Origin of the sequence: Chelatococcus asaccharovorans (assembly GCF_003201475.1) — a bacterium.
Lineage (GTDB): Bacteria > Pseudomonadota > Alphaproteobacteria > Rhizobiales > Beijerinckiaceae > Chelatococcus > Chelatococcus asaccharovorans.
Map to the genome: position 1 here is coordinate 1 of NZ_QJJK01000016.1, position 22,648 is coordinate 22,648.

General features: G+C 64.7%; 20 protein-coding genes. 4 read left to right on the top strand and 16 right to left on the bottom strand.

Annotation, left to right across the window (positions count from 1 at the left end; all coding sequences use genetic code 11):
- The 3 genes from C7450_RS34165 to C7450_RS28675 all read right to left on the bottom strand — a co-directional run.
- Positions 1-236 (bottom strand): leucine zipper domain-containing protein (locus C7450_RS34165; RefSeq protein WP_170147493.1); only part of this gene is annotated, 236 nt, incomplete at its 3' end.
- A gap of 205 nt (positions 237-441) precedes the next feature.
- Entirely contained in the window at positions 442-684 is a 243-nt protein-coding gene (locus C7450_RS34170) for a hypothetical protein (RefSeq protein WP_170147494.1), read from the bottom strand.
- A gap of 505 nt (positions 685-1,189) precedes the next feature.
- Positions 1,190-1,867 (bottom strand): helix-turn-helix domain-containing protein, encoded by a 678-nt coding sequence (locus C7450_RS28675; RefSeq protein ID WP_110377925.1) that lies wholly within the window; start codon positions 1,865-1,867, stop codon positions 1,190-1,192.
- Between the two features lie 97 nt (positions 1,868-1,964).
- On the opposite strand from C7450_RS28675, the gene C7450_RS28680 reads away from it, so the two are divergent.
- Positions 1,965-3,455 carry a PAS domain S-box protein gene (locus tag C7450_RS28680; RefSeq protein ID WP_245450186.1) on the top strand — a complete coding sequence of 497 codons (1,491 nt, stop codon included), beginning with the start codon at positions 1,965-1,967 and terminating at the stop codon, positions 3,453-3,455.
- Positions 3,448-4,071 carry a response regulator FixJ gene (fixJ, locus tag C7450_RS28685; protein ID WP_245450188.1) on the top strand — a complete coding sequence of 208 codons (624 nt, stop codon included), beginning with the start codon at positions 3,448-3,450 and terminating at the stop codon, positions 4,069-4,071. The genes C7450_RS28680 and fixJ overlap by 8 nt, the downstream gene beginning before the upstream one ends.
- Before the next feature lie 13 nt (positions 4,072-4,084).
- Here fixJ and C7450_RS28690 read toward each other — a convergent pair whose 3' ends face one another.
- From C7450_RS28690 to C7450_RS28730, 9 genes are all read right to left on the bottom strand, one after another.
- Positions 4,085-4,444 carry a response regulator transcription factor gene (locus C7450_RS28690; RefSeq protein WP_110377928.1) on the bottom strand — a complete coding sequence of 120 codons (360 nt, stop codon included), beginning with the start codon at positions 4,442-4,444 and terminating at the stop codon, positions 4,085-4,087.
- A gap of 143 nt (positions 4,445-4,587) precedes the next feature.
- Positions 4,588-5,745 (bottom strand): ABC transporter permease, encoded by a 1,158-nt coding sequence (locus tag C7450_RS28695; RefSeq protein WP_245450190.1) that lies wholly within the window; start codon positions 5,743-5,745, stop codon positions 4,588-4,590.
- Position 5,746: 1 nt separating this feature from the next.
- A complete protein-coding gene (rbbA, locus tag C7450_RS28700; protein ID WP_110377929.1) occupies positions 5,747-8,458 on the bottom strand; it encodes a ribosome-associated ATPase/putative transporter RbbA in 2,712 nt (903 codons plus the stop codon).
- Complete coding sequence (locus C7450_RS28705; protein ID WP_246573372.1) at positions 8,455-9,486, bottom strand: HlyD family secretion protein; 1,032 nt, start codon at positions 9,484-9,486, stop codon at positions 8,455-8,457. The genes rbbA and C7450_RS28705 overlap by 4 nt, the downstream gene beginning before the upstream one ends.
- A gap of 315 nt (positions 9,487-9,801) precedes the next feature.
- Positions 9,802-10,296 carry an NUDIX hydrolase gene (locus C7450_RS28710; protein ID WP_110377930.1) on the bottom strand — a complete coding sequence of 165 codons (495 nt, stop codon included), beginning with the start codon at positions 10,294-10,296 and terminating at the stop codon, positions 9,802-9,804.
- Between the two features lie 214 nt (positions 10,297-10,510).
- On the bottom strand, positions 10,511-11,050 hold the full coding sequence (locus C7450_RS28715) for an Hsp20/alpha crystallin family protein (protein ID WP_110377931.1): 540 nt from the start codon (positions 11,048-11,050) through the stop codon (positions 10,511-10,513).
- A 263-nt stretch (positions 11,051-11,313) separates the two neighbouring features.
- Positions 11,314-12,150, bottom strand: coding sequence for a universal stress protein (locus C7450_RS28720; RefSeq protein ID WP_110377932.1), 837 nt, complete (start codon positions 12,148-12,150; stop codon positions 11,314-11,316).
- Between the two features lie 146 nt (positions 12,151-12,296).
- On the bottom strand, positions 12,297-12,950 hold the full coding sequence (locus C7450_RS28725; RefSeq protein ID WP_110378028.1) for a BON domain-containing protein: 654 nt from the start codon (positions 12,948-12,950) through the stop codon (positions 12,297-12,299).
- Positions 12,951-13,231: 281 nt separating this feature from the next.
- Entirely contained in the window at positions 13,232-13,891 is a 660-nt protein-coding gene (locus C7450_RS28730) for a hypothetical protein (protein WP_110377933.1), read from the bottom strand.
- Between the two features lie 250 nt (positions 13,892-14,141).
- On the opposite strand from C7450_RS28730, the gene C7450_RS28735 reads away from it, so the two are divergent.
- Complete coding sequence (locus tag C7450_RS28735) at positions 14,142-14,618, top strand: hypothetical protein (protein ID WP_110377934.1); 477 nt, start codon at positions 14,142-14,144, stop codon at positions 14,616-14,618.
- A gap of 45 nt (positions 14,619-14,663) precedes the next feature.
- On the opposite strand, the gene C7450_RS28740 is transcribed toward C7450_RS28735, so the two are convergent.
- From C7450_RS28740 to C7450_RS28750, 3 genes are read right to left on the bottom strand one after another with little or no spacing between them, the layout of a single operon-like run.
- Positions 14,664-16,169, bottom strand: coding sequence for a glycoside hydrolase family 15 protein (locus C7450_RS28740; protein WP_146227579.1), 1,506 nt, complete (start codon positions 16,167-16,169; stop codon positions 14,664-14,666).
- Positions 16,159-17,454 carry a glucoamylase family protein gene (locus C7450_RS28745; protein WP_110377935.1) on the bottom strand — a complete coding sequence of 432 codons (1,296 nt, stop codon included), beginning with the start codon at positions 17,452-17,454 and terminating at the stop codon, positions 16,159-16,161. The genes C7450_RS28740 and C7450_RS28745 overlap by 11 nt, the downstream gene beginning before the upstream one ends.
- A complete protein-coding gene (locus C7450_RS28750; RefSeq protein ID WP_110377936.1) occupies positions 17,444-19,351 on the bottom strand; it encodes an ABC transporter ATP-binding protein/permease in 1,908 nt (635 codons plus the stop codon). Before C7450_RS28750 ends, C7450_RS28745 begins: the two co-directional genes overlap by 11 nt.
- Before the next feature lie 62 nt (positions 19,352-19,413).
- On the opposite strand from C7450_RS28750, the gene C7450_RS28755 reads away from it, so the two are divergent.
- A complete protein-coding gene (locus C7450_RS28755) occupies positions 19,414-21,591 on the top strand; it encodes a glycoside hydrolase family 3 N-terminal domain-containing protein (RefSeq protein WP_110377937.1) in 2,178 nt (725 codons plus the stop codon).
- 12 nt (positions 21,592-21,603) lie between these two features.
- On the opposite strand, the gene C7450_RS28760 is transcribed toward C7450_RS28755, so the two are convergent.
- Complete coding sequence (locus C7450_RS28760; RefSeq protein WP_110377938.1) at positions 21,604-22,596, bottom strand: glucokinase; 993 nt, start codon at positions 22,594-22,596, stop codon at positions 21,604-21,606.
- Positions 22,597-22,648 lie beyond the last annotated feature (52 nt).

Genomic DNA, 22,648 nt, shown 5'->3' on the forward strand with positions numbered 1-22,648 from the left:
ACGGCCTCGATCGTCGCGACCGGTGTCGCATGCGGCATCCGGCCGGGCGCCGAGCTCCTGTCGTGCAGCATCCGCTCGCCGCCCGCCCGGAACCGGGCCAGCCACTTGTAGGCCGTGCGCTCGGAAATCCCGGCCGCTCGCGCAGCATCCGCGACGCGCCAGCCCCCTGCCACGATCCGATTCACCAGAAGGACTCGACCGTGAACGGTCATCCGCGCATTCTCATGCATGTTCATCCGGGCGCTCCGGTCAGGGTTGGTTGGCTTCGCAACCCCAACCTCACATCCCGGCCCCGGATGAACAACCTTCATAGCTTCGACATCTAGCAGCCAATTTGCGCGTCTATTCTCGAGCGGCGGAAGTCTGAAAAAGACGGATTTACTCTTGTCGCTGCCCATTGCGGCGGCCAGCTCGCGACGGAGCCCCGAGGCGGTCATGGTCTCATCCCGCGACTTGGTGCAGGGCTCGGCGTACGATCCGCGCATTGTCCGAGAGGCCGAGGTCCTCGAAGGCACGGGCCTCGTAGTTGAGCAGGTTGACCAGTTGAACCCGCGATCGCTCGAGCTGTCCGAGCGACAGGAGCACATGCCTTGCTCTAGTGTCGAGCTGCAGCTCGATCCCGCGATCAGCAACGGCATGTCCCGTCGGCAGGGAGACAGGGGATTTTGCAGGGTCGGTCGGCATCGGCTGGTCCCGCCTGGTTAGGGCTTCAGGACGGCTCGCCTTCGAGGCGGCCGGCGCTGAGGCAGCGGTAGATGTCGGTAGTGTCGTGAAACTTCGATATAATTGTAATCCTATCTGCCCCGCGCTCCTAGTGGTTCTGCTCCGACATTTGGATCCGCCTGATACGGGCCTTGGAGCAAATGTCGGAGTCAAGAGAACCACTAGCAAGTTAATGGTTTTAGTGGAGTTTTTGAATTTGACATTTGATCTGGAGCCTCATGTGAGGCGGGATTCAAATGTCAAATTCGCTCCACTAGAACATTTCCGGTGAACTCCGGTTCACTGGAAATGCTCCAGGTCTTTGTTTCTACGCATTGTCTTCACACGAGCCGGTGTCCACTTCGTTCGAAAATGCCCGATAAAGCGCCCCGGCTTCGATTGAATCAGCCGATTCCGCTCAAGCCCTTGAACTGGCTCGTCTATTTTAGATCTGGCCCATCCGCAGAAGACGGGCTTGCTCTCAACGTCAGCTATCGAGCGCCATGAGCGGCCGGCGGTCGCGGATGACGATGCGGCGGGCGCTCGGCATGGCGATCAGCCTCTGCTCTTCAAGGAGCGTCATCGTGCGCGAGACGGTCTCGATCGTGAGCCCGAGAAAATCGGCAATATCCTGGCGCGACATGGGAAGTTCGATGGCCCCGTTGGTGACGGACCGCTCGCCCATCGAGACGAGGAAGGACGCTACCCGCTCGATGGCACTCTTGCGGCCGAGCAGCGCGAAATGGGCCTGCGCGCGTTCGAGCTCACAGGCGGTTATCCGCCAGAGATCGCCCATGAGCGCGGGCTCGTTCGTCAGGCGGAGCGTGAGACGATCCCGGCGCAGGACGAGGATCTGGCTTGTCACGATCGCCTCGGCGGAAAAGCGATAGTCGCCGGTCGCCTCCAGTCCGAAGATTTCGCCGGCGAGATAGAAGGCGTTGACCTGACGGCGTCCATCCTCGAGCAACTGGAAGGTGCGGACCGCGCCTGAAACGACCTTGAAAACGCGATCAGCGGGATCGCCTTCGGAATAGATCGATCGGTTGCGGGCACAGGTCTGGCGTGTTGCAGTCGACCAAAGATCGGAAGGCTCGGTCACCGGCTGACCGGAATGGTAGCTCAGGGGCGTTGGGGCGGTCGGGGAAATAGTCGCTTGAGCCAACATCTGCGGGATCCTCGTCGCTGTCGCATGGTGTAGGGTTATTGCTATCGGTATTGGCCAGACTGCGACATTCGGTTTGGTCCTTAGGGGAATATACGTTATGGGCTCGCCCTTAAGGGATATTACGGATCTGCCGCGGCATATCCATCTTCGGCGGCCTATGGCGCGATACCTGCTCGCGGTGGCGCTGGTCGTGGCCGCATTCCTTTTGCGCCTGCTGTTGCAGTCCCTTGTCACCCAACCGCCGAATTTCCTGTTCTTCGTGCCGCCCGTCGTCATCGCGGCGGGGCTGGCTGGCTTCGGCCCCGGCCTTGTTGCCGCTATTCTCGGGCTCCTCGCGGGTTTCGTCTTTATCGACCGTACGCAATGGTTTGCCTCCGGGCTCGCATACACGGCCATCTCGCTCCTTCTGGTCTGGTTTGGCGAGCGTCTCTACCGCACCCAGGCCAGCGCCGAGGCAACGACGCAGGACCTCGCCGCGAGGGAGGCGCATTTGCGGTCGATCCTGGAGACGGTGCCCGATGCGATGATCGTCATCGACGAGCGCGGCGTCATACAGTCCTTCGCCTCGGCGGCGGAGCGGCTCTTCGGCTACAGCAAGGAAGAGACGATCGGCAGGAACATCGCGATGCTGATGCCGACGCCTTACCGGGAGAGCCACGACGGCTATCTCGCACGCTATCGCGATACGGGCGAGAAACGCATCATCGGCATCGGCCGCGTCGTTGTCGGCGAGCGCAAGGACGGCTCCACCTTTCCGATGGAGCTCAACGTCGGCGAGATGCGGAGCGGCGATCAACGGTTCTTCACCGGCTTCATCCGCGATCTGACGGAGCGCCAGCAGACCGAGGCGCGGCTCCAGGAATTGCAGGCCGAACTCGTGCATGTCGCGCGCCTGATGGCGCTCGGCGAGATGGCCTCGAGCCTGGCCCACGAGCTCAATCAGCCGCTCACGGCGATCGCCAATTACCTCAAGGGCTGTCGACGGCTCCTGGAGAGCGACAGCCCGCCGCCGAAGGCGACCTTTTCCGATGCGCTCGGGAGGGCGGCGGAACAGGCGCTGAGAGCGGGCCAGATCATTCATCGCCTCAGGGAATTCGTCGCCCGTGGCGAAAGCGATCAATCGATCGAAAGTATTTCGAAGACTGTGGAAGAAGCAGGCGCACTGGCGCTCGTCGGCGCGAAGGAACGGGCCGTCAAGACCCAATTTCGCTTCGACCCCCGGGCAGACCTTGTGCTCGCCGACAAGATCCAGGTGCAGCAGGTTCTCATCAATCTGATGCGTAATGCGCTCGAAGCAATGGAGGGCTGTGCGCGGCGCGAGCTCACGGTCTCATCTGTGGCACGTCAGGACGAATTCGTCGAAATACGTGTTGCGGACACGGGCACTGGCCTGGACGATGAAATCGCGCAGCGCTTGTTCCAGCCCTTTGTAACATCGAAGCCCCATGGTATGGGCGTTGGATTATCCATTTGTCGCACCATCGTGGAAGCTCACGGTGGCCGCATCTGGGTTGAGCCGAATAGCGGTGATGGTACGATATTCGCGTTTACCTTGCCGCGTGTCGATGGGGAGGCTCGCGTTGAGTGACATAGGCCAGGTTCACATCATCGACGACGACGACGCCGTACGCGATTCACTCGTGTTTCTTCTGGCCTCGGCATCGATCGATGCCGTTGCGCATTCAACCGCCGAAGCGTTCCTCGAGGTTCTTCCGGAACTTGCACTCGGCTGCATCGTCACGGACGTGCGCATGCCCGGCATGAGCGGCATCGATCTCCTGCAGCGGCTGCAGAGGGCGGACAAACATCTGCCGGTGATCGTGATGACGGGGCATGGCGACATTCCGATGGCGGTCGAAGCGCTCAAGACCGGGGCTTTCGACTTCATCGAGAAGCCGTTTTCGGACGACCAGATGATTGCCGTCGTGCGTTCGGCGCTCGAGTATCGAACCCGGGCGAAGCGCCAGGATAGCGACCGGGCTGGTATCCTGGCCCGCGTGGAAAGCCTGACGCAACGCGAGAGAGACGTCTTCGAGGGGCTGGTTGCCGGCCATCCCAACAAGACGATTGCCTATGATCTCGGCATCAGCCCGCGGACGGTGGAGATCTATCGGGCGAATGTGATGGTCAAGCTCAACGCCGCGAGCCTGTCGGACGTCGTGCGCATGGCTTTCATCGTCCAGAAGGACGGCGACGGGGACTGACCGTCGCCGCGGCTCACGTGCCCAGCGCATGGAGCGTGGTGAGCAAGGCGTCGATATCGATCGGCTTGTCGAAGAAGGCGAGCGCCTTGAGTTTCTCGGCTTGAGCACGGGCATCGCGATTCGCGCGGCCGGAGACGACGATCGCCGGAATGGCGATCTTCTCGGCATGCATGCGCGCCAGCGTTTCGAGGCCGCTTGCGCCCGGCAGGTTGACGTCGAGGATCACGCAGCGGCTGCCGCCGAGATTCTTATACGTCAGAAGGGCCTCGCCACTGGCGAAAACCTCGACCGCATAGCCATAGATCTCCAGTACCATGCGCAGGGAGTCCCGGACGGCCGTATCATCTTCGACGATTAGAATGGGCGACTTCACGGCCGTGATCTCAGTTGAAGGGTGGCGAGCATCATGCGCTGGCCAGTGCCCCGGTTCTCTGATGCAAATCAAGTGCCGATGCGGCAGTGCGATCCCGGGCGCGAGCCCTCGGTCGCAGGCGAGCCGTCCGCCTGCGGCTGATATCAGGAGGCGCTCAGGAGCGCCTTGCGAAAGCGCAGTGCGGCCGCCGCGAAGAAGACACCGCCGATGGCGACGAGCGCCAGCATCTGCGGCCAGATCAGCCCGGCGCCGGCCCCGCGGTAGAGGATCGCCTGTGAGAGCGCCACGAAATGGGTGGACGGGGAGAGCTGCATCACGTTCTGCAGCCAGACGGGCATGCTCTCCATCGGGGTCGTCGAGCCGGACAGAAGATTCATGATGATCAGCGACGGCATGACGATCAGGCCGAACTGGCCCATGGAGGTCGACACGGTGGCGATCAGGATGCCGAGCGCCGTCACGGAGAAGAGATAGAGCACGGTCGCCCCGACGAACAGCGGGACGGAGCCGGCGATGGGCACGCCGAGAAGCCACTCGACCACCACGAGAAGCGAGAAGGTTGAGGCAACCACGATGACGAGGCCGTTCGCCCAGACCTTGGCGAGCATGATCTCGATCGGCGTGACCGGCATCACGAGGAGATGCTCGATGGTGCCGTGCTCGCGCTCGCGGATGAGGGCGGCGCCCGCGAGGATGACGGCGAGCATGGTGATATTGTTGATCACCTGCATGACGGCCGTGAACCAGTCGGACTTCAGGTTGGGATTGAAGTTCACGCGCACGGTCACATCGATCGGGGAGGACTGCGTCGCGCCCGGGAGGGCGGCAGAAACCTCCGCGAGGATGATGCTCTGGATATAGGAGGCGCCATTGCCCGCCTGGGACATGGCGGTCGCGTCGATGTCGAGGCCGATCGTCGGGTGTCGGCCCGCGAGGACATCGTGCTCGAATTTCGGCGGTATCTCGACCACGAAGACGACCCGTCCCCGATCCATGGCCGGGTCGATCGCGTCGGCATCGATCAGTACCGGCTCCTTGAAGAAAGGTTTCAGGAGCGCGTCGCGGAGCCGCGCCGAGAGCATCGAGCGGTCTTCGTCGACCACGGCGACCGCGGCATTCTCGACCTCGAACTTCGCCCCGTTTGCCACCGTATAGACGGCGACGGTGAAGGTGTAGACGATGAGCGCGACGAGGACCGGATCGGCCTTGAGGCTGCGCAGCTCCTTGACGCCGAGGCGGAAGATCCTCGCCATGCGGGCGGCCAGATGGAGGGCCAGCCGGGGGGCCATGCGGAGGGCCATGTCACGCTCCTCGCTTGCGCAGGGCAACGACGGCCGCCGCGATGAAGCCGAGGGCGAACAGGCCAAGCACGACCATGTTGGGCCACAGATCGGCGAAGCCCAGCCCCTTGGCGAAGACCCCGACGCTGATCGGCTGGTACCAGGCCGCGGGAAACGCGAGCCCCATGAGGCGCGCGCCGCCCGAGAGCGAGGAGACCGGCACGAGGAGGCCGGAGAAGTTGACCGCCGGGATGATGGCGATGATGGCGGTCGCGAAGATGGCGGCGACCTGGCTCTGCACGAAGCTCGACACGAAGAGGCCGAAGCCGGTGGTGGCGAGGACATAGACGAGGGAACCCACGGCGAGCGCCGGCAGCGAGCCCTTGAGCGGCACCCAGAAGAGAAAGGAGGCGATCAGGACAAGGGTGATGAAGCTCACGAAGGCTATCGCCACATAGGGCAATTGCTTGCCGAGAAGAAACTCGACCTTCGTCACCGGTGTCGCGCGAAAATTGACGATCGAGCCCGTCTCCTTCTCCTTGACGATGCCGAGCGCGGTCATGATCGCGGGAATGAGCACGAGCATCAGCACGATCACGCTCGGCACGATGGCGTTCGCGCTCTTGAAGGCCTGATTGTACCGGAAGCGTGGCGCGATGCTGATCGGGTAAAGCGGTGAAGCCTTGCCGCTGCGGCGCATCTCCTCGTCAGCGAGATAGCTTTGAGCAAGCCCCAGGACGTAGCCGCGCGTCGTCTCTGCCCGGAATGGCATGGCGCCGTCGAGGAAAACGCCGACCTGGGGCTTGAGGCCGCGCATCAGATCCTTGCCGAAATCGGGCGGCACCTCGATGGCGAGCTTCAATTCCCCGCTTTTGAGCCGCGCCTCGAGCTCGGAGGCCGACGTGATCGCCGGGTGCTCCTCGAAATAGCGCGAGCCCTGGAAGCTCTCGACGAGCTGGCGGCTTTCGGCCGATCGGTCCTGATCGAGGACGGCGAAGGGCAACTGCTCCACATCGAAGGAAATGCCATAGCCGAAGGTGATGAGGAGGAGGGCCGGGCCGAGCAGCGCGAAGGCGAGCCGCGCCGGATCGCGCAGGATCTCGAGCCGCTCACGCCAGGCATAGGCCAGGAGACGGCGCGGATCGAAGCGCCGCGTGTGGCGCGCCACGGGGCGCGCCGCTGCGAAAGCGGAGGCATCGCTCTCGCCCCGTGCCCCCGCTGCCTCCAGCACGGTGATGAAGACCTCTTCCAGGCTCTCGCCGCCGTGGGCCGCCTTGAGTGCGGCAGGCGTGCCGACCGCCAGCACCTTTCCCTCGTGCATGAGCGAGATGCGGTCGCAGCGTTCGGCCTCGTTCATGAAATGGGTCGAGAGAAAGATGGTGACCCCGTCCTCGCGCGATAAGGCGATGAGGAAGCGCCAGAAATCGTCGCGAGCGACCGGGTCGACGCCGGATGTCGGCTCGTCGAGGATGAGCATCTCCGGGTGGTGGATGACGGCGGCGGCGAGCTGCAGCCGCTGACGCATGCCGAGCGGCAGGCTTTCGGGCCGGCTGTCGGCGACCGCGGCGAGGTCGAAGCGCGTGAGCATCTCGCCGACACGCGGCGTGACTTCCGCCCGCTTCAGCCCGAAGAGCTCGGCATGCAGCACGAGATTCTGGCGAACCGTGAGCTCGCTGTAGAGCGAAAAGGCCTGTGACATATAGCCGACCCGGCGGCGGGTCTCCATGTCGCGGGCGTCGAGCGGCTTGTCGAACAGCCGCGCGGTGCCCTCGCTCGCCGGCAGGAGGCCGGTGAGCATCTTCATGGTTGTCGATTTGCCGCTGCCGTTCGAGCCCAGAAACCCGAAGATCTCGCCCTTCTCGATGCGGAAGCTCACGTGATCGACCGCCGTGAAGGCGCCGAAGCGTCGCGTCAGCCCATCGGCCTCGATGGCCGGCGGGCCGTCATGCACGACCCGCGCGGGGGTGACCAGCGGGGCGCCTGTGCCGCGCGCGTCCTGCGGCAGGAGAGCGACGAAGGCGCGCTCGAGGCTTTCTTCTCCCGTGCGCGCCTCGAGGGCGGCCGGGGTGCCGGTCGCGACGACCTGCCCGCCATGCAGCGCGGCGAGCCAGTCGAAGCGTTCAGCCTCCTCCATATAGGCGGTGGCGACGAGGACGCTCATGCCGGCGCGGCGGGCGCGCAGATCTGCGATCAGCTCCCAGAACTGTCGGCGCGAGAGTGGGTCGATGCCGGTCGTCGGCTCGTCCAGGATGAGGAAATCGGGGTCGTGGATGAGTGCGGCGCAGATTCCGAGTTTCTGCTTCATCCCGCCGGAGAGCTTGCCGGCCGGGCGATCGCGGAAGGGGGCGAGCCCCGTTGCGAGGAGGAGTTCATCGATCCGCGCGGCGCGCTCGGCCCTGGGCTCGCCGAAGAGCCTGCCGAAGAAATCGAGATTTTCCGCGACGCTGAGCGTCGGATAGAGATTGCGGCCGAGCCCCTGCGGCATATAGGCGATGCGGCTCGCTGCAGAACGGCGCTCCGTCGCCCTCGCCATGTCGCGATCGAGTACATGAACCGCGCCCTGCTGGATCCGTGTCACGCCGGCGGCAAGGCCAAGGAGCGTCGACTTCCCCACCCCATCCGGACCGATCAAGCCAGCCAAAACGCCCGCCGGCACGGCAAGGTCGACGCCGTCAAGCGCCACCGTTCGACCATAGCGATGGGACACGCTCGCGAAATGGACGACCGCGCTCATTGCGGCAGCTTCACGGCGAGGTCCGCGGGCCAGGTCGCTGTGGGGCTCAGGCGCACATAGGCGACGCCGCGTACGCCGGTCTTCACGCGGCTCTCATACTGCTTCAGCAGGCTCGGCCCGATGCGGAGTTTGACGCGGAACATCAGCTTCTCGCGCTCGTCCGCCGTCTCGACCGTCTTCGGCGTGAACTGCGCCTCCGAAGCGACGAAATTGACGGTGGCCGGTATGACATAGTCCGGTGCGGGATCGAGCACGATCCGCGCCTCGTCGCCGAGGGCGAGCCGGCCTGCCGCCCGTGCCGGCAGGAAGACCGTCATATAGACATCCGAAAGATCGAGCAGGGTGGCGATGGGAGCGCCGGCCGCGACCACTTCGCCGGACTGCACCAGCTTGTATTCGACCCGGCCGCGGCGCGGAGCCGTGAGGACGGCGTCGTCGAGCAGGGAGCGTATCCGGGCGACGTCGGCGCGGGCGGCGTCGGCCGCCGCCTCGGCCTGGTCGAGCGACGCCACGGCGGCGCGGCGGGCAGCGTCCATGGCATTCATCTGGCTTCGTCGCTGATCCACCTGCTGCACGGTGCCGTAACCGCGCTGGCTGAGGGTCAAGGCGCGCTCATATTCCTGGCGGGCGAGAACGAGTTCGCTCTCACGCTGGGCGATGGCGGCCTCCGCCTCGGCGGCGCTCTTCTCGGCCCGCCGCACCTGCGCCTCGACGCCGGCGAGCTGTGCATCGAGCTCGGCGGTGTCCATCCGCGCGACAACAGCCCCCTTGTCGACCACCTGCCCCTCTTCGACGAGCACCTCGACGACGCGGCCGGCGAATTTGGCGGCCACCAGCACCTGTTCGGCCTCCAGGCGCCCGTTGGTCATGACGATATCGGCCGGCAGGCGCTTGCCGCTCAGCTTGTCCCAGAGGCCTTGCAGGCGGTCACCGAGACCGCCGCCTTCCGCCGCGGCGGGGGAGGCCGCGATGCCAATCGCCAAGGCCAGGCAGGGGATAGCTAGCAGCAATGGAAGACGAACGCGCAAATCCTGCTCCGCCAAGCTTGAAGGGGCGCCCCGCGCGGGCGCAAAAGCCGAGGACGGTCCTTGTTATGCCCGGGCCCGTGGCAATGCTTTGACGCAGATCACGACGGGCGGGGGCAGCACGTCGTGACGCTCTCGCCGGAAGGATCACGCCAGAAGGAACTCGTCAGAAGCATCTCGCCAGAAGCATCTCGCAAAGAGGATAGAGCGTACTCCGTGAAAGCCAAGGGCTATATCGGCCAGAGCAAGTCCGTCTGCTGCAGACTTGCCCACGCAAAAAGCGGCGGACGTTCATCGCCCCGGGTGGAGACGACTGCTTCAATCCGGGCCGGATTTGCCCATGAGGCCGGGCGCCGCCAGGAGGCCCTCCAGGCGATCGAGCAGCGGCCGCTGGCCCGCCAGGATCTTGTCGCGCGCCTCTGACACAGTGAACCACGCGGCGGCGTCGATTTCGGGGAAGGTCTGGAAGCGCCCGGTATGCGGGGGCCACGCGATCGTGACGGTGCTCGCGCAGCGGAAGCGGTTCAGGTCGAACTGGCCCTCGCCGGCAAAAGCCTCGACCGTCTTGCCTCCCCCCTGCACGATCCGCCCGAGGGGACGCACCACCTCAGGCGGTTCGCATCCGAGCTCCTCGACAAATTCGCGCCGGGCCGCAATTTCAGCCTGTTCACCCGGTTCCACCTCACCCTTGGGTATGGACCAGGCCCCAAGGTCGCGCTTGCGCCAGAATGGCCCGCCGGGATGAACGAGGAGAACGACAACATCGGGCTCGTCGCGTCGGTACAGCAGGATGCCGGAGGAGATGCGGGCCATTGGCGAATCTGGATAGGGGCGCGAGCGTTGACACCTACCATATCCCATCATGGCGCGTTGGAGCGGGTCCCTGATGCGGACGTGCTCCTATCCAGAATAGGGAGAAAAATACCCGCGTGGATCGCGTCACATGCATCGATCCAAGCGGGTATTGTTCGCGATACTGCGGAAACAGCCGGACTTATCGGCCCGGCTCTTTCCTCCGAAATCGAGATCACGCTGCCTTGATGGCGATCTTCTTGTCGTTCCGCTGCGCGTCGGCCGTCTTCGGCAGCGTCACCTTCAATACGCCCTTGGCGAAGCTCGCCTCGATATGGGCGGCATCAACACCCTCCGGCACCGGGAAGGAGCGCTGAAACGAACCGTAGCGCCGCTCGGACACATAGTAATCCTTATGGCGCTGCTCGGTCTCCTCCTTCTTCTCGCCCTTGATCGTGAGGGTTCCGTTGGAGAGCTTCACCTCGATGTCTTTCTCGTCCATTCCCGGAAGCTCGGCGGTGATTTCGTAATTCGTCGGCTTCTCCGCCACATCGACGGCCGGGGTCAGATCCCACGATCCCGACCGGCTCCACGGCATCTCAAGTTCAAGGCCATGGCGGCTGAAAGGCAGGCGCCATGCTCCCAAGTTGAATGCATCGAAGACACGATCGACTTCGTTCCGGAGACTTTCAAACGGCGTAGGCCGCACGGTCGATGGCGCGGGGGTAGTTGCCTTGGGCTCAGACTTGACGGCAAGTTTCGTTGCATCAGCCATAATGATCTCCTGTGATTGGCGAACGAAAAAACCACCCGATCTCCAGGAATTCGGTTCCATCGACACCTTGAGTGCGATGGAGTGAACAATGTTATACGTCAATACGTCGTTCTATAAGAAGCGATAGCGAAGAGACCGGAGATCGGTGTATGAGTTTCGATCTGATAACGCGTCAGTTGTGAAGTTTATCATGGAATATTGTTCCAGATAATTTTTAGTTCTGAAGGTCAAAAGAGGCTCAAAATCCCATTTTGACTGTATAGTTAGTGCGCCATGATAATAGGGACCGGGCAGCGCGTCAGACAATCGCGTGTTGTGCCGCCCAAGACCCATTCCCGCAGACGCGAATGACCATAGGCGCCCAGTACGGCGAGATCCGCCCCGGTGCGCTCCACCTCGTTGAGGAGGGCATCGGACGTATTGCTCCATCCGGCGACATGGCGCAGTTCGACGTTGATCCCATGACGGTCCAGGTGGCGGGCGATATCGGCGCCGGGCTCCTCGCCGGCTTGCTCGGCTGCCTCGCGCTCGTCGACCGTCACAACCACGACCTGCCCGGCCTTCCGAAGGAAAGGCATGGCCTCTGCGATCGCATGCGCGGCCGCGGGCGTGTCGTTCCAGCCGATCAGGACCGACTGGAGCGCCGCCGGAGGCGCTGCGCCCTCCGGTGCGACGTAGACCGCCCGCCCTGATTCAAAGAGGCCCGCCTCGACGACATCCGCCTGCCCCTCGTCGCGCTCTGAGCCATAGGGGCGAAGCGCGATCAGAAGATCCGAAGCGCGCGCCTGCATGGCGACGACCTGCCAGACCGCTTCGCTGAAGATGTCGAGACGACGAAGCTCGCTGGACGCGGTGACGGCGTCCAACCTGTGCGCCAGCCGTTCCGCGTCGCGATCGCCCCTCTCTTTGGTCTTTTCCTGAATACTCTCCAGGTAGACCGCGTAGGCCATGCCGTCAGCCACCGGCATCACCGGCGCCTGCATGATATTCGTCAAAAGGCCGGTCAGATGCGCCTCGAATAAGCCGACGACGAATCCGGCATGGGCGATCCGTGTATCATCCGCCGCCGTGCCATCGAGATGCACGAGAATATCCTTCATGGGACGTCTCCTGGGAGTGTCTGCGGAGTATCTGCTGCCGCTTGGCGCTCGCGGATCGTTGACGCGCGGGCGCCATGTCTGTTGCCTGCGCCATGTCTATTGCTTGCGCCATGAACCGGACCGATCGTCCCGTGGGCAACGCAAGATCAGCGAATGACGAGGTGGTCCTCGACGGCAGTGACGCCGGGCACCGCCCAGGCCGCCCGCTCGGCAACACCGCGCTCATACCAGGCATGCACCTGACCGGCGAGTGTGACCTTGCCACCCGAGACGCCGACGCGGATCGTGCCCGCTTCGATGGCTGCGTTGCGCTTCAACGCTTCCTCGATCCGGTGTTTGACGTCGTCGGCCTGAATGCGAGGCCGCACGAGCAGAAGATTGGTCACGCCGACCACGCCCGTCAGCTTGCGGACCGCATCTTCCACGGCCCTTTTCTGAAAATGCCAGTCCACCTCACCCGAGAGGGTGATCCATCCGGCCTGCACTTTGACCTGGATCACGTCGTCGGGGATCGTCGTATCCCAGCTGATGATGGCAAGCGCGCGTTTGGCGATCTCATCGTCAGCGGTCTTCTTTCTTTCCGGATAACGAACTTCGAGCTCCTGAGCAATCGCCCGCACGCCTTTCACGCGCTGCACGGCGCGCTCTGCAGCAATCTTCTCAGCGTAGCTTCTCACGTGGCCGATCAAGGTCACGACACCGTCTTTCACCGTCACGCCGATATCGGCCGCATCGATGCTCGGTTCGAATTCGAGCTCGTCGAGTACGTCCTGACGAAGTCCGAGGTCACGTTCACTCATGATGACGTCCTCCTCCACGAGAGGTTCGACGCGGGTTCCGCGCATTGCGATACAATTGCAGAAGGAAAGGGGAATAGCTTTGATCTTCGTCAACACTGGAAAAGTCAGCTTTTAGCAGACTTCGAATGGTAATTATTGCCGCTAAATTGATGATATCGACCGGCGCGGTAAAGGGACCAGAGACGGCCGATCGCCAGCAGTGCAGGGCGCCTGCGGGAGACATTCCGTCCCAATGCAAATCCGGTGAGGGCGTCACGCGCGCCGGTGTAGCGCTCCGCGCGTCACGGTTGCCTCAGCGCCGCATCCGACGGATCGGCCGGCGGCGGCGTTGCGGTTTTCGGATCGTGTGGGGCAATGTCTTCGCCGAAATGCAGGGCGTTCGCAGGAAGGGTCTGCGATAGCGAGAAATCGCTCGACGGCGGCATGACAGGCTCTTCGCGCGTGGGGCCCGAACGTTCTCGGCTGCCCCTGCCACCGATCAATTCACTCCACACCTGCCCTATGCTCGTCCGTGTCAGATCGGTCGTGAGGCAATAGCCCCGCTTGTCGAGGACGTAGACGGTCGCATGCGGGTCTGCGCGAAGTCGCCGCACGACATCGTCGATCGCCTGGAGGCAGGCGATGAGCTGATCCAGGCTCTGCAGGCGGGTATGGCGCAGCATCTGCAGGAGTGGATGCGCGCAGATGTGCCCCTGGCCAAGAACCATCGCAGGCTGTCCGAGTTCGAAGAACGCATTCGCCACGGAGAACATGCCCCGGACTGAATCATAGACGGCCATGGCTTCTTGCGGGGTCAAGTCGACAAGGTGCTCGGAGCCGAGGCGCGCCACGTCATCGTCAGGCCGAAACCCGAGTGAGGTTGCGATTTCCTGCTCGAGCCAATGGCGTACCTCCGGCGGTGCGCTGCGGATCTGTTCCGGGCTCAATGTGATGCCAACCATTCCATCCTCCGCTCTCCAGGGATTTGCGTCGATCGGTCCGTCCACACAAGCCCTTCTGGCCGCACATCGTTCTCCATGCACGGCGACGCCACATTGACCCCGATCAAGGATAAACCCTTAAAGCGCGAAGATGGGTTGGCGCCGGTTGCTTGATGTCGATCAATGCATCTTTCGGGAGGCCGGTTTAGTCGGTAGAATAGTTGAGGTAACTGAATACTTGCCGTTGCGGTCTTTGGAGAGGAAGGGTGCTATGAGACGCGCTGTCATCATTTTGAGCGGTCTGGCGGCTTTATGTGCCACCCTCCCGGCCATCGGCCAGAACACGCGGTTCGGCGTCGAGCCTCCGCGGACGGCCGGACAGATACAGCCCGATCCCGTCGTCGGCCTCTCCGATGTCATGATTTTAAAGCAATGGCGCCATATCAAGCTCTGGTATGCGGCCAAATCGGACAACTGGGATCTGGTCAACTACGAGCTGCAAGGGATCGCCTCCAGTCTCAACAGAGCGGCGGTTCACTACGTCAATATTCCCGTGGACTATGTCGTGGCGGCGACGAAGACGATCTCGGACATGCGCGAGGCCGCCGCGGCGCGGGACCACGCCAGGTTCAACCGCGGCTATGGCGAGCTCACCACGGCCTGCAACAGCTGCCATGCCGCCGGCGGCGTGGGGTTCATCCGGATCCAGACGCCAACGGCGTCGCCCTTCAGCGACCAGTCGTATTGAGACGTCTCACGTCTTATTGAGGCGTGCCATGGGCGGCCGGGCGGTTCAGCCGTCCGCAGCGCCGCGGTCGAGCGATTGGGCAGCCTTCTTGCGCGCCGCAATGGCCGTGAGGAAGGCGGCATAGCTCCAGCCGAGATCCTTGGCCGATGTCTGGGCGCCCGTCGCGCGGTCGAATTGCTCGGACAGTTCGCCGGACGGCGGCGTGAAATGCCGGACCGTGGCCATGAAGGCATCGCCTCTGGCGGCGATCGCAGCTGCGCCCCTCTCCCTTTCCGGTTCGTTCGCCGGCCAGCGCGCCTGCCCCAGGAGCCCATGGCCGACGATGCGGGTCATGAACGGCTCGTTGTATCGGTCGATTGCAAAGGAACTTCCGGTTCGCACGGCCGCAGCCAGGCGGAAATAGAATTCGGCGACACCAAGCGTCGCCAGGTAGAAGGCGCCGCCGCCGTAATAGATGTCGCCCTTGTAGCGGCCTATCGCCGGTGCCGTCCGGCCCGGACCGTCGGCATTGATCGCAAGTTCCGCTGCAAAAAGCGCCTCGACCTTGAAGAGCGTCGCTTGCACATGCGGATCGAGCACGCTGTGCGCTCCGGCTGGCCGATCGGCGTGCAGCACTGCGAGGATCGTCGCGATATCGAGCGCCTTTTCGGGGGCGTCCTGATCCACCTCCTGGCGGCTTGCATAAAAGCCCAAAGCATCGGACCAGTGTGTGTCGAGCGCCGCCAAGAGCGTGATGGCAGCTGAATGGTAGCGTGCCGCACGCTCCGTGTCGCCGTGGTCCGCGGCCCAGGTCGCCCCATGCTCCAGCGCGGAGCACTGCACGAGCTCTGTATAATAGTGGAGGCCGAATTTCTCCTCCCAAAGGTCGAAGCACGGCGTGGTGCAGGACTTTGCGACATAGTCGAGGTCCGCCGCCAGCAGCGCCTGCGCCGCTTCCCCCCGATGGTGCTCGCCGGCCATCCGCAACCACCGCAACACGGTGAGCGCGCGCAGCGCCGGCCCGTCGTTCTGCGGACGTCCCCATCGGATGATGTCGAGCGTGCCGTCGGGATTGAAACGCACGTCGCCCAGCACACGATCCCCCACGAGCGCCGTGAGTTCGGCATCCGAGCGCACATAGTGCAGGAACGCGGGATCGATCTTGCGCCGGAAGTCCCCGGCCGTCGCGAGGAAGCGCGGGCCGCTGAGCGCGTTCAAGCCGAGGCTGAATGTGACGAAATCGGCGAACATGGCTTCGCCGCCCCCGCCCAGCAGGCGATCCTCGGCGAGGATCCGCACGGCGTCCATGACGAGCGCCGAATCCCTCAGCCAATGGAACGTATAGTCGGGGTCGGGGTCATAGGAACCGAACGTCAGCGCCGCGATCACCGAGCCCTTGGCGGGTGTGATGCGCTGGCCGAACGCGCGGCGCTCCCACACGCGATCGTCCGCCGAGACGACGCGCGGCAGCATTGCTGCAGCGAAGCGATATTCCTGCGCGATCCAGGCATCGAGCGAGAGTTGGGGCGGGCTGTGGCCTGCGCCAGCCGGCCGTTGCGCATCAGACATCATGGGAAGCAATCCTGAAATCGAGCTTCGTCAGTCCATGCTGGACTTCCGGACAGCTCATGAACAATGTCCACAGAAGGCCCGAGCGATGGTTCTCGATCATCACGACGATCGGGCCCTGGTCGATGGCGACGGAGCTCGTCGCATACCAGTCCTTGTCTAGGGCGAAACCTGCAGAGAAGCCGCATTCGCCCCAGAGCTTGTCTCCGAGATCATGCGCGAAATGGCGCAGCGCCCGCATGCACTCGGCCGGCGCGTAGGGTAGGCTCGACAGGGCCGCCGTCGGAGCGATCACGCCGAGGTCCTTGTCAGGCGCATGCGCTTCGTAGCCGCCAGGATCGTCGCTCGCGGTGAGGCCCCAGCAATCGGGGCCGTAGCCGCGGTAACCGCGCGGATTATGCACACAATGCTGGTAATTGATGAGCACGTGCCGACGATTTTGTTCCCAGTAGTCGGCGTAGCGATCGCTCAGCAGCTTGGGCGCGAGGCCAAGGAACGAATAATGCGCGAAGAAGAGGGGGCCGCCGAGGGGTGGCCCGAGCGGCAGCTTGATGCCGAAGTAGCTGTGCCCGTTCTTGAAATCCGGCCCGGATGCAAAGCCGCGGTGATAGGCTTCGGCATCGATGGCATGGTGTGGCGAAGCCGCGGCGAGCACATAGGTGACGAGGCACTCGTTCCAGCCGTGAATTTCATGATTCATGGCCCAGCCGTGTTTCGGGCTCCAGTGCCAGAACAGGACCGGGCGCCCGCCCCTTGTGTGCCAGTTCCATTCCACCTCTTGCCACAGGCGATTGATGGCGCGGCGCAGATCGCTCTCCGCGGCAGACCGGCCCGAAAAATACTGCCGGGCGCACAGGAGGCCCTGGATGAGGAAGGATGTTTCGACGATGTCGCCGCCGTCGTCTTTGGCGCCGAAGGGCACAGTGGCTCCTGTGCGGCCGTCGATGAAATGGGGAAAGACGCCGTGATAGCGCGGAACGTCGCCGAGATAGCGCACGACTGTGGTGAGATGTCCGAGCGCGTCGTCCCGCGTGATCCAGCCGCGCTCTGCGGCAACGATGACGGCCATGATGCCGAAGCCTGATCCGCCGATCGCGACGAGATCATTGCCCTCGCCGGTCATGCTGACGCGATCCCGCGCAAGACCGCAGGTGGGATGGGCGAAATCCCAGAAGAACCGGAAAGTCTGCCGTTGGACGATATCCAGCAAGGCCTCATCGGACAGGTCACGGTCGGCAACGACGGAGGCCGGCGTCGACGCGAGGTGGCGGAGGGGCTCAGAGCGCATGGTGGATGTCCGATGGCCTTTGATTGAGGGAGGCGGCCGCAGTCTTCGGCGCGCGGTCGGTGGCGGGGACCTGCCGGATCGGCCAGGGACACGGCGTCCGATGCAGGGTCAGGTGCAGGACGCGGCTGTAGAAGCCGTTCAGGGACGCCCGGCGCCCGATGCTCAGCACACCGGTGCCCGTCAGTTCCGTCTCGAAGAGCGAGAGAACGATGCGGCGGTTGTCTTCCTCGATCGTGTCGATCGCCTCGTCCATGATCACCCAGGCCGGCCGGTTGAGCAGCAGGCGGGCAAAGGCCAATCTCTGCTGCTCATCCAAGGTCAGCTCGCGGTCCCACCGCTGGACCACGTCCAGTGACGGCACAAGATGCGAGAGACGCACGCGCTCCAGGGCGGCCGCGAGCGCCGCGTCGCCGGGCGGCGGAACCGAGCCGGCCGGGTAGATGAGCGCCTCGCGTAACGAGCCGAGCGGGATATAGGGGCGCTGCGGCAGGAACATCATGCTCTGCCGCGGCGGGAGACGCATGCGGCCTTTGCCCCAGGGCCACAGCCCCGCGATGGCGCGGAAGAGCGTGCTTTTCCCCGATCCCCTGTCGCCGACGATCAGAACCCGGCTGCCCGGCGCGATCTCGATGTCCGTCTCGTTGAAGGCACTGCAGCCCGCTGCGGACATAACCTCAAGGTGATCGAAGGTGAAGCCGCCGGAGGGGTGCTCCTCGGCCTCGAGGCGATCGATCCCCTCGCCCACGTCGTCAAGGGCAAGGAGCGCTGTCCTGAAGGATGTCACACGCCCGAAGGTGGCGCGCCAATCGGCGAGGCGGCCGAAATTTTCGACGAACCAGCGCAAGGCCTGCTGCACCTGCTGGAACGCGCCGACCGCCATCATGAGCTTCCCGAAGGTCAGGCCCCCGCCGAAATAGCCGGGTGCGGCCACGAGCAGGGGAGCGATGATGGCGAGCCAGCCGGATCCCGCCGTCACCCATGTCAGGTTGACGGTCGAGCGGACAAGACGCAGCATGACGCCGATGACGTCGTCGAGCTCAAGGTCGATGCGCCGGCGCTCTTCCGCCTCCCCGCCGTGCAGCGCGATCGCATCGACATGTTCGGCGGCCCGTACCAGCGTGAAACGCAGATCCGCCTCGCGCGCGTAGCGCTGCGCGTTGAGCGCGATGAGCGGCCGCCCGATCCTCCAGCTCAGCCAGGATGCTGTTGCCGCGTAGAGGAGGGCGCACCAGACCATGTAGCCGGGAATGGAGAACTCCCGCGCGTCGAACGAGAAGACGACGTCCTGGGACAGGATCCAGAGCACGCCGACAAAGCTCGCAAGCAGCAGCGCCGACTGGAACAGGCCGATGGCGAGATCGGCCGACAGTTCGCTGAGGTGGCGTGCATCCTCGTGGATCCGCTGGTCGGGATTGACGCCGATCTCGCCGGCAAGCGCGAGGTGAACCGCCCGCCGGGGCTCGAGCCATTCGCTGACAAGACCACGGGTCAGCCGTTCCCTGAGGCGGACCTTCACCGTCTCCTGCAACCAGATCTGCGCGACGTTCAAAACGAGAAGCGAGCCGGCGATGCCGAGGAAGACGAGGATCTGATGCCCGAAGGCTGCAAGGTCCTTCTTGGCGAGCGCATCGTAGAAGGGCTGATTCCACGCGTTCAGGCCGATCTGCCCGATGGTTGTCGCCACGATGACGACCACGAGGCCGAGCGCCAGACCGCCCAGGACGGCCGCGTTCGAGCCACTGGGCAAGGACCACACGAGCTTGCACGCCCTGAGGACCGCCTCGCGCCATCCTGGCAGCGGAATCGGCCGGGAGCCGTCCGGCATGATCACCCCCGTCTCGACGATTTGCGGATGATTGTGACAGCGAGCCCCGCACAGCTCTTTGATGCAGGTCATGTCATTGCCCGCATTCTCGCGCCAATTTCGAGACAAACCGTCTCTACGCGGGTGGAGGAAACATGCCTGGCTCGGTCGAAACGCTCCATGTCGAAACGCCTCGCGTCAAAACGCTCCTGGCCGCCATGACCCTCGAAGAGAAGATCGGGCAGCTCACCATGGCCTCGGGCGAAACGGTGGGCGGGCGGCTTGGGGTTACGCCCTCGGTGGCGGAGGCCATCGCGGCTGGGCACGTCGGCAGCCTTCTCAATCTGTGGGGTCCGCTGTCCGTCCGCGAGGTGCAGCGTCTCGCGCTCGAGCGCTCGCGCCTCAAGATTCCCCTCTTCTTTTCGTTCGATGTTCTGCACGGTCACAGGACGGTCTTCCCCATTCCGCTTGGCGAAGCGGCCGCCTTCAGCCCGGACCTGTGGGAACGCACGGCCCGTGCGGCGGCACGCGAGGCGGCGCGCGACGGGATCAGTCTCACCTATGCGCCGATGCTCGATCTCGCCCGCGATCCACGATGGGGGCGCATGGCGGAAGGACCCGGCGAAGATCCGTGGGTCGGGAGCCGCTTTGCGGAGGCGAAGGTGCGCGGCTTCCAGGGCGACGATCTCGCGACCGCCGGCGGCGTCGCCGCGACCGCCAAGCACATCGGCGCCTATGGGGCGGTAACGGCCGGCCGGGACTATGCTTCGATCGACATTTCGGAACGATCCTTGCGCGAACTTCACCTGCCGGCCTTCAAGGCCGCGGTGGATGCCGGCGTGGCAGCGGTCATGGCGGCCTTTCCGGACATCGCTGGCGTGCCCGCCACCGGCAATGCGCGGCTGCTGCGTGACATCCTGCGCGGGGAATGGGGTTTCGACGGGATCGTCGTGAGCGACTATGGGGCGGTCGCGGAACTCGTCGCCCATGGCGTTGCCGCCGATATCGCCGAGGCCGCCGCCCTTGCGCTGAAGGCCGGCGTCGACATCGACATGACGAGCAAGGCCTACCCCCTGGGATTGCCCGTGGCGCTCGCGCGCGGCCTCGTATCGATGGGCGAGATCGACGCGGCGGTCTCGCGCGTGCTTCGCTTCAAGGAACGCCTCGGTCTCTTCGAGGATCCCTATCGCGGACTGGCGGACGGCGCCGGAACCGTCGCCCCTGTCGAGCCCCCGCTCGATCGGGATCTGGCCCGCGAGGCGGCGCGCCGCGCGATCGTGCTTCTCGCCAATGATGGCGTTCTGCCTCTGGCGCGGGAGGCCGGACGCATCGCGCTCATCGGACCCTTCGCCGCGGCCGCGAGCGAGATGCTCGGCCCGTGGACGGGCGCCGGCCATGCGGCCGAGAGCATCACCATCGCCGACGGCCTCAGCGCCGCACTTCCGGAGGCTGCAATCTCCGTCGTCGCCGGCGTCAGCATCGACGGCCCTGATGGGGCGGGCATCGCCAAGGCCGTCGAGACGGCGCGATCGGCCGATGTCGTGCTGCTCTGCCTCGGTGAGGCGGCTGACATGAGCGGTGAAGCGGCGAGCCGCGCGCGCGTCGATCTGCCGGGTTGCCAGCGTGAGCTCGCCGAGGCCGTGCTCGCCTTGGGCAAGCCGGTGGTCGCTGTCCTTTTCTCGGGGCGCCCCCTCATCCTGCCCTGGCTCGTCGCGCGTGCCGCGGCCGTCGTCGCCGCCTGGTTCCCCGGCCATGAAGCGGGCCATGCGGTCGCCGATGTTCTGACGGGCGCCTTCAACCCGGTAGGCCGGCTGCCGCTCTCCTGGCCCTACGATGTCGGCCAGATCCCGATCTTCTACGCCGAGCGCCCGACCGGGCGGCCGGTCGACGCTGCCAATCGCTACACGAGCAAATATCTCGACGTGCCGACGACGCCGCAGTTTCCTTTCGGTCACGGCTTGTCCTACACGCGTTTCACGCTGGGAGAGCCGCGGCCGACGTCCCCCGTCATGAGGCGCGGTGACCAGATCTTCGTCGAAGTCGAGGTCACGAATGAGGGACAGGTCGCGGGAGAGGAAACGCTGTTTCTCTTCATTCACGACGTGGTGGCCAGCATCGCCCGGCCTGTGCTCGAACTGAAGGATGTCGCCAAGATCAGCCTGCTGCCGGGCGCATCCGGAACGGTGCGGCTCGCACTCACGGGCGAGGCGCTGACATTCCCGGGTCTCGATCTCGCGCCCGCGTTCGAAGCGGGCGACATCGTGCTCTTCGTCGGCGTGAGCGCCGATCGCGCGCATTTGCGGCGCACGACAATCCGCCTGATTGATCCGTGAATACGGCGCGATTTACCGTTTCCATTCCTGCAGATTGGTGATGAAGCGCCCGGGTGCGGCGGCATAGGCGGCAAGACCCGTGAGCCCCGGCTCGGGATCGACGATGACGGACGTCGGTATCCCGCGCACGACATCCGCGAACGGCGCCTTGCGATCGAAGGCGGCGCGAAATTCGCCGTGGCGGAGGGCGGGGATCATGCGCGGCGCGATCCCCCCGCCGATGAAGACCCCACCAGTGGCCGACAAGATGAGGGCGAGATCGCCCGCGAAGCGGCCGAGCAGGCGGGCGAAGAGCCTGAGCGTATCGGTGGCGAGATCGTCGCTCGCGACGGTGGCGTGGGCGATGATCGCGGCCGAGGTGGCGTAGACCGGCTGCGTGCCCCGCTGTTGTGCCAGCGCCCGATAGAGGCGCAGCATGCCGGGGCCGGAGAGGACGCCCTCGCTCGTCAGCCGGTCGTGCACGCGTTCGAGGAGAGGAAAGAACGCGAATTCGTCGGCGTCGCAGGCGCCGAACTCGACATGCCCCGCTTCCGTCGGCAGAACGGCAAACCGCTCGCCGATCGGCACCAGCGCGGCGGCACCGAGCCCGGTGCCCGGCCCGAGGACGAGGCGCAGGCCACCATTGCCCGGAAGCGCGGGGCCGAGCGGCTGCGCGAAGCCCGGCGGCGGATCAGCAAGCGCCACCGCCACGGGGACATAGTCGTTCATGATCACGACCCGGTCCATGCCAAAGTCGCGGCCGATGCGTTCGGCATCGATCGTCCATGCGGCGTTCGTCAGATGGACGATCGGGGCCGCGACCCGCGTTGCCACAGCCAGCAGCGCCGTGCGGGGCCTCTCGCCCGTATAAGGCTGCAGAGCAGCGGTGATGGCGCCGCTGGGGTCGGCGTGATCCGCCGTCGGCCGCTTTGCAAGGAAGCGCGCCGGTGCCCCGGCTGCAGGCAGAATGGCAAATCGGGCATTGGTTCCGCCGATGTCGCTGATCAAAACGGGATAGTCGAGCATCTCGCAGCCTCGATGAAGACGGGCCGCCGAGGGCCGCGGCGAGACTGACACT

Bases quoted from the DNA above. Each gene is read 5' to 3' on its own strand.
- C7450_RS34170 (WP_170147494.1), bottom strand. From the start codon at position 684: ATGCCGACCGACCCTGCAAAATCCCCTGTCTCCCTGCCGACGGGACAT.
- C7450_RS28675 (WP_110377925.1), bottom strand. From the start codon at position 1,867: ATGTTGGCTCAAGCGACTATTTCCCCGACCGCCCCAACGCCCCTGAGC.
- C7450_RS28680 (WP_245450186.1), top strand. From the start codon at position 1,965: ATGGGCTCGCCCTTAAGGGATATTACGGATCTGCCGCGGCATATCCAT.
- C7450_RS28695 (WP_245450190.1), bottom strand. From the start codon at position 5,745: ATGGCCCTCCGCATGGCCCCCCGGCTGGCCCTCCATCTGGCCGCCCGC.
- rbbA (WP_110377929.1), bottom strand. From the start codon at position 8,458: ATGAGCGCGGTCGTCCATTTCGCGAGCGTGTCCCATCGCTATGGTCGA.
- C7450_RS28710 (WP_110377930.1), bottom strand. From the start codon at position 10,296: ATGGCCCGCATCTCCTCCGGCATCCTGCTGTACCGACGCGACGAGCCC.
- C7450_RS28715 (WP_110377931.1), bottom strand. From the start codon at position 11,050: ATGGCTGATGCAACGAAACTTGCCGTCAAGTCTGAGCCCAAGGCAACT.
- C7450_RS28720 (WP_110377932.1), bottom strand. From the start codon at position 12,150: ATGAAGGATATTCTCGTGCATCTCGATGGCACGGCGGCGGATGATACA.
- C7450_RS28725 (WP_110378028.1), bottom strand. From the start codon at position 12,950: ATGAGTGAACGTGACCTCGGACTTCGTCAGGACGTACTCGACGAGCTC.
- C7450_RS28730 (WP_110377933.1), bottom strand. From the start codon at position 13,891: ATGGTTGGCATCACATTGAGCCCGGAACAGATCCGCAGCGCACCGCCG.
- C7450_RS28735 (WP_110377934.1), top strand. From the start codon at position 14,142: ATGAGACGCGCTGTCATCATTTTGAGCGGTCTGGCGGCTTTATGTGCC.
- C7450_RS28740 (WP_146227579.1), bottom strand. From the start codon at position 16,169: ATGATGTCTGATGCGCAACGGCCGGCTGGCGCAGGCCACAGCCCGCCC.
- C7450_RS28745 (WP_110377935.1), bottom strand. From the start codon at position 17,454: ATGCGCTCTGAGCCCCTCCGCCACCTCGCGTCGACGCCGGCCTCCGTC.
- C7450_RS28750 (WP_110377936.1), bottom strand. From the start codon at position 19,351: ATGACCTGCATCAAAGAGCTGTGCGGGGCTCGCTGTCACAATCATCCG.
- C7450_RS28755 (WP_110377937.1), top strand. From the start codon at position 19,414: ATGCCTGGCTCGGTCGAAACGCTCCATGTCGAAACGCCTCGCGTCAAA.
- C7450_RS28760 (WP_110377938.1), bottom strand. From the start codon at position 22,596: ATGCTCGACTATCCCGTTTTGATCAGCGACATCGGCGGAACCAATGCC.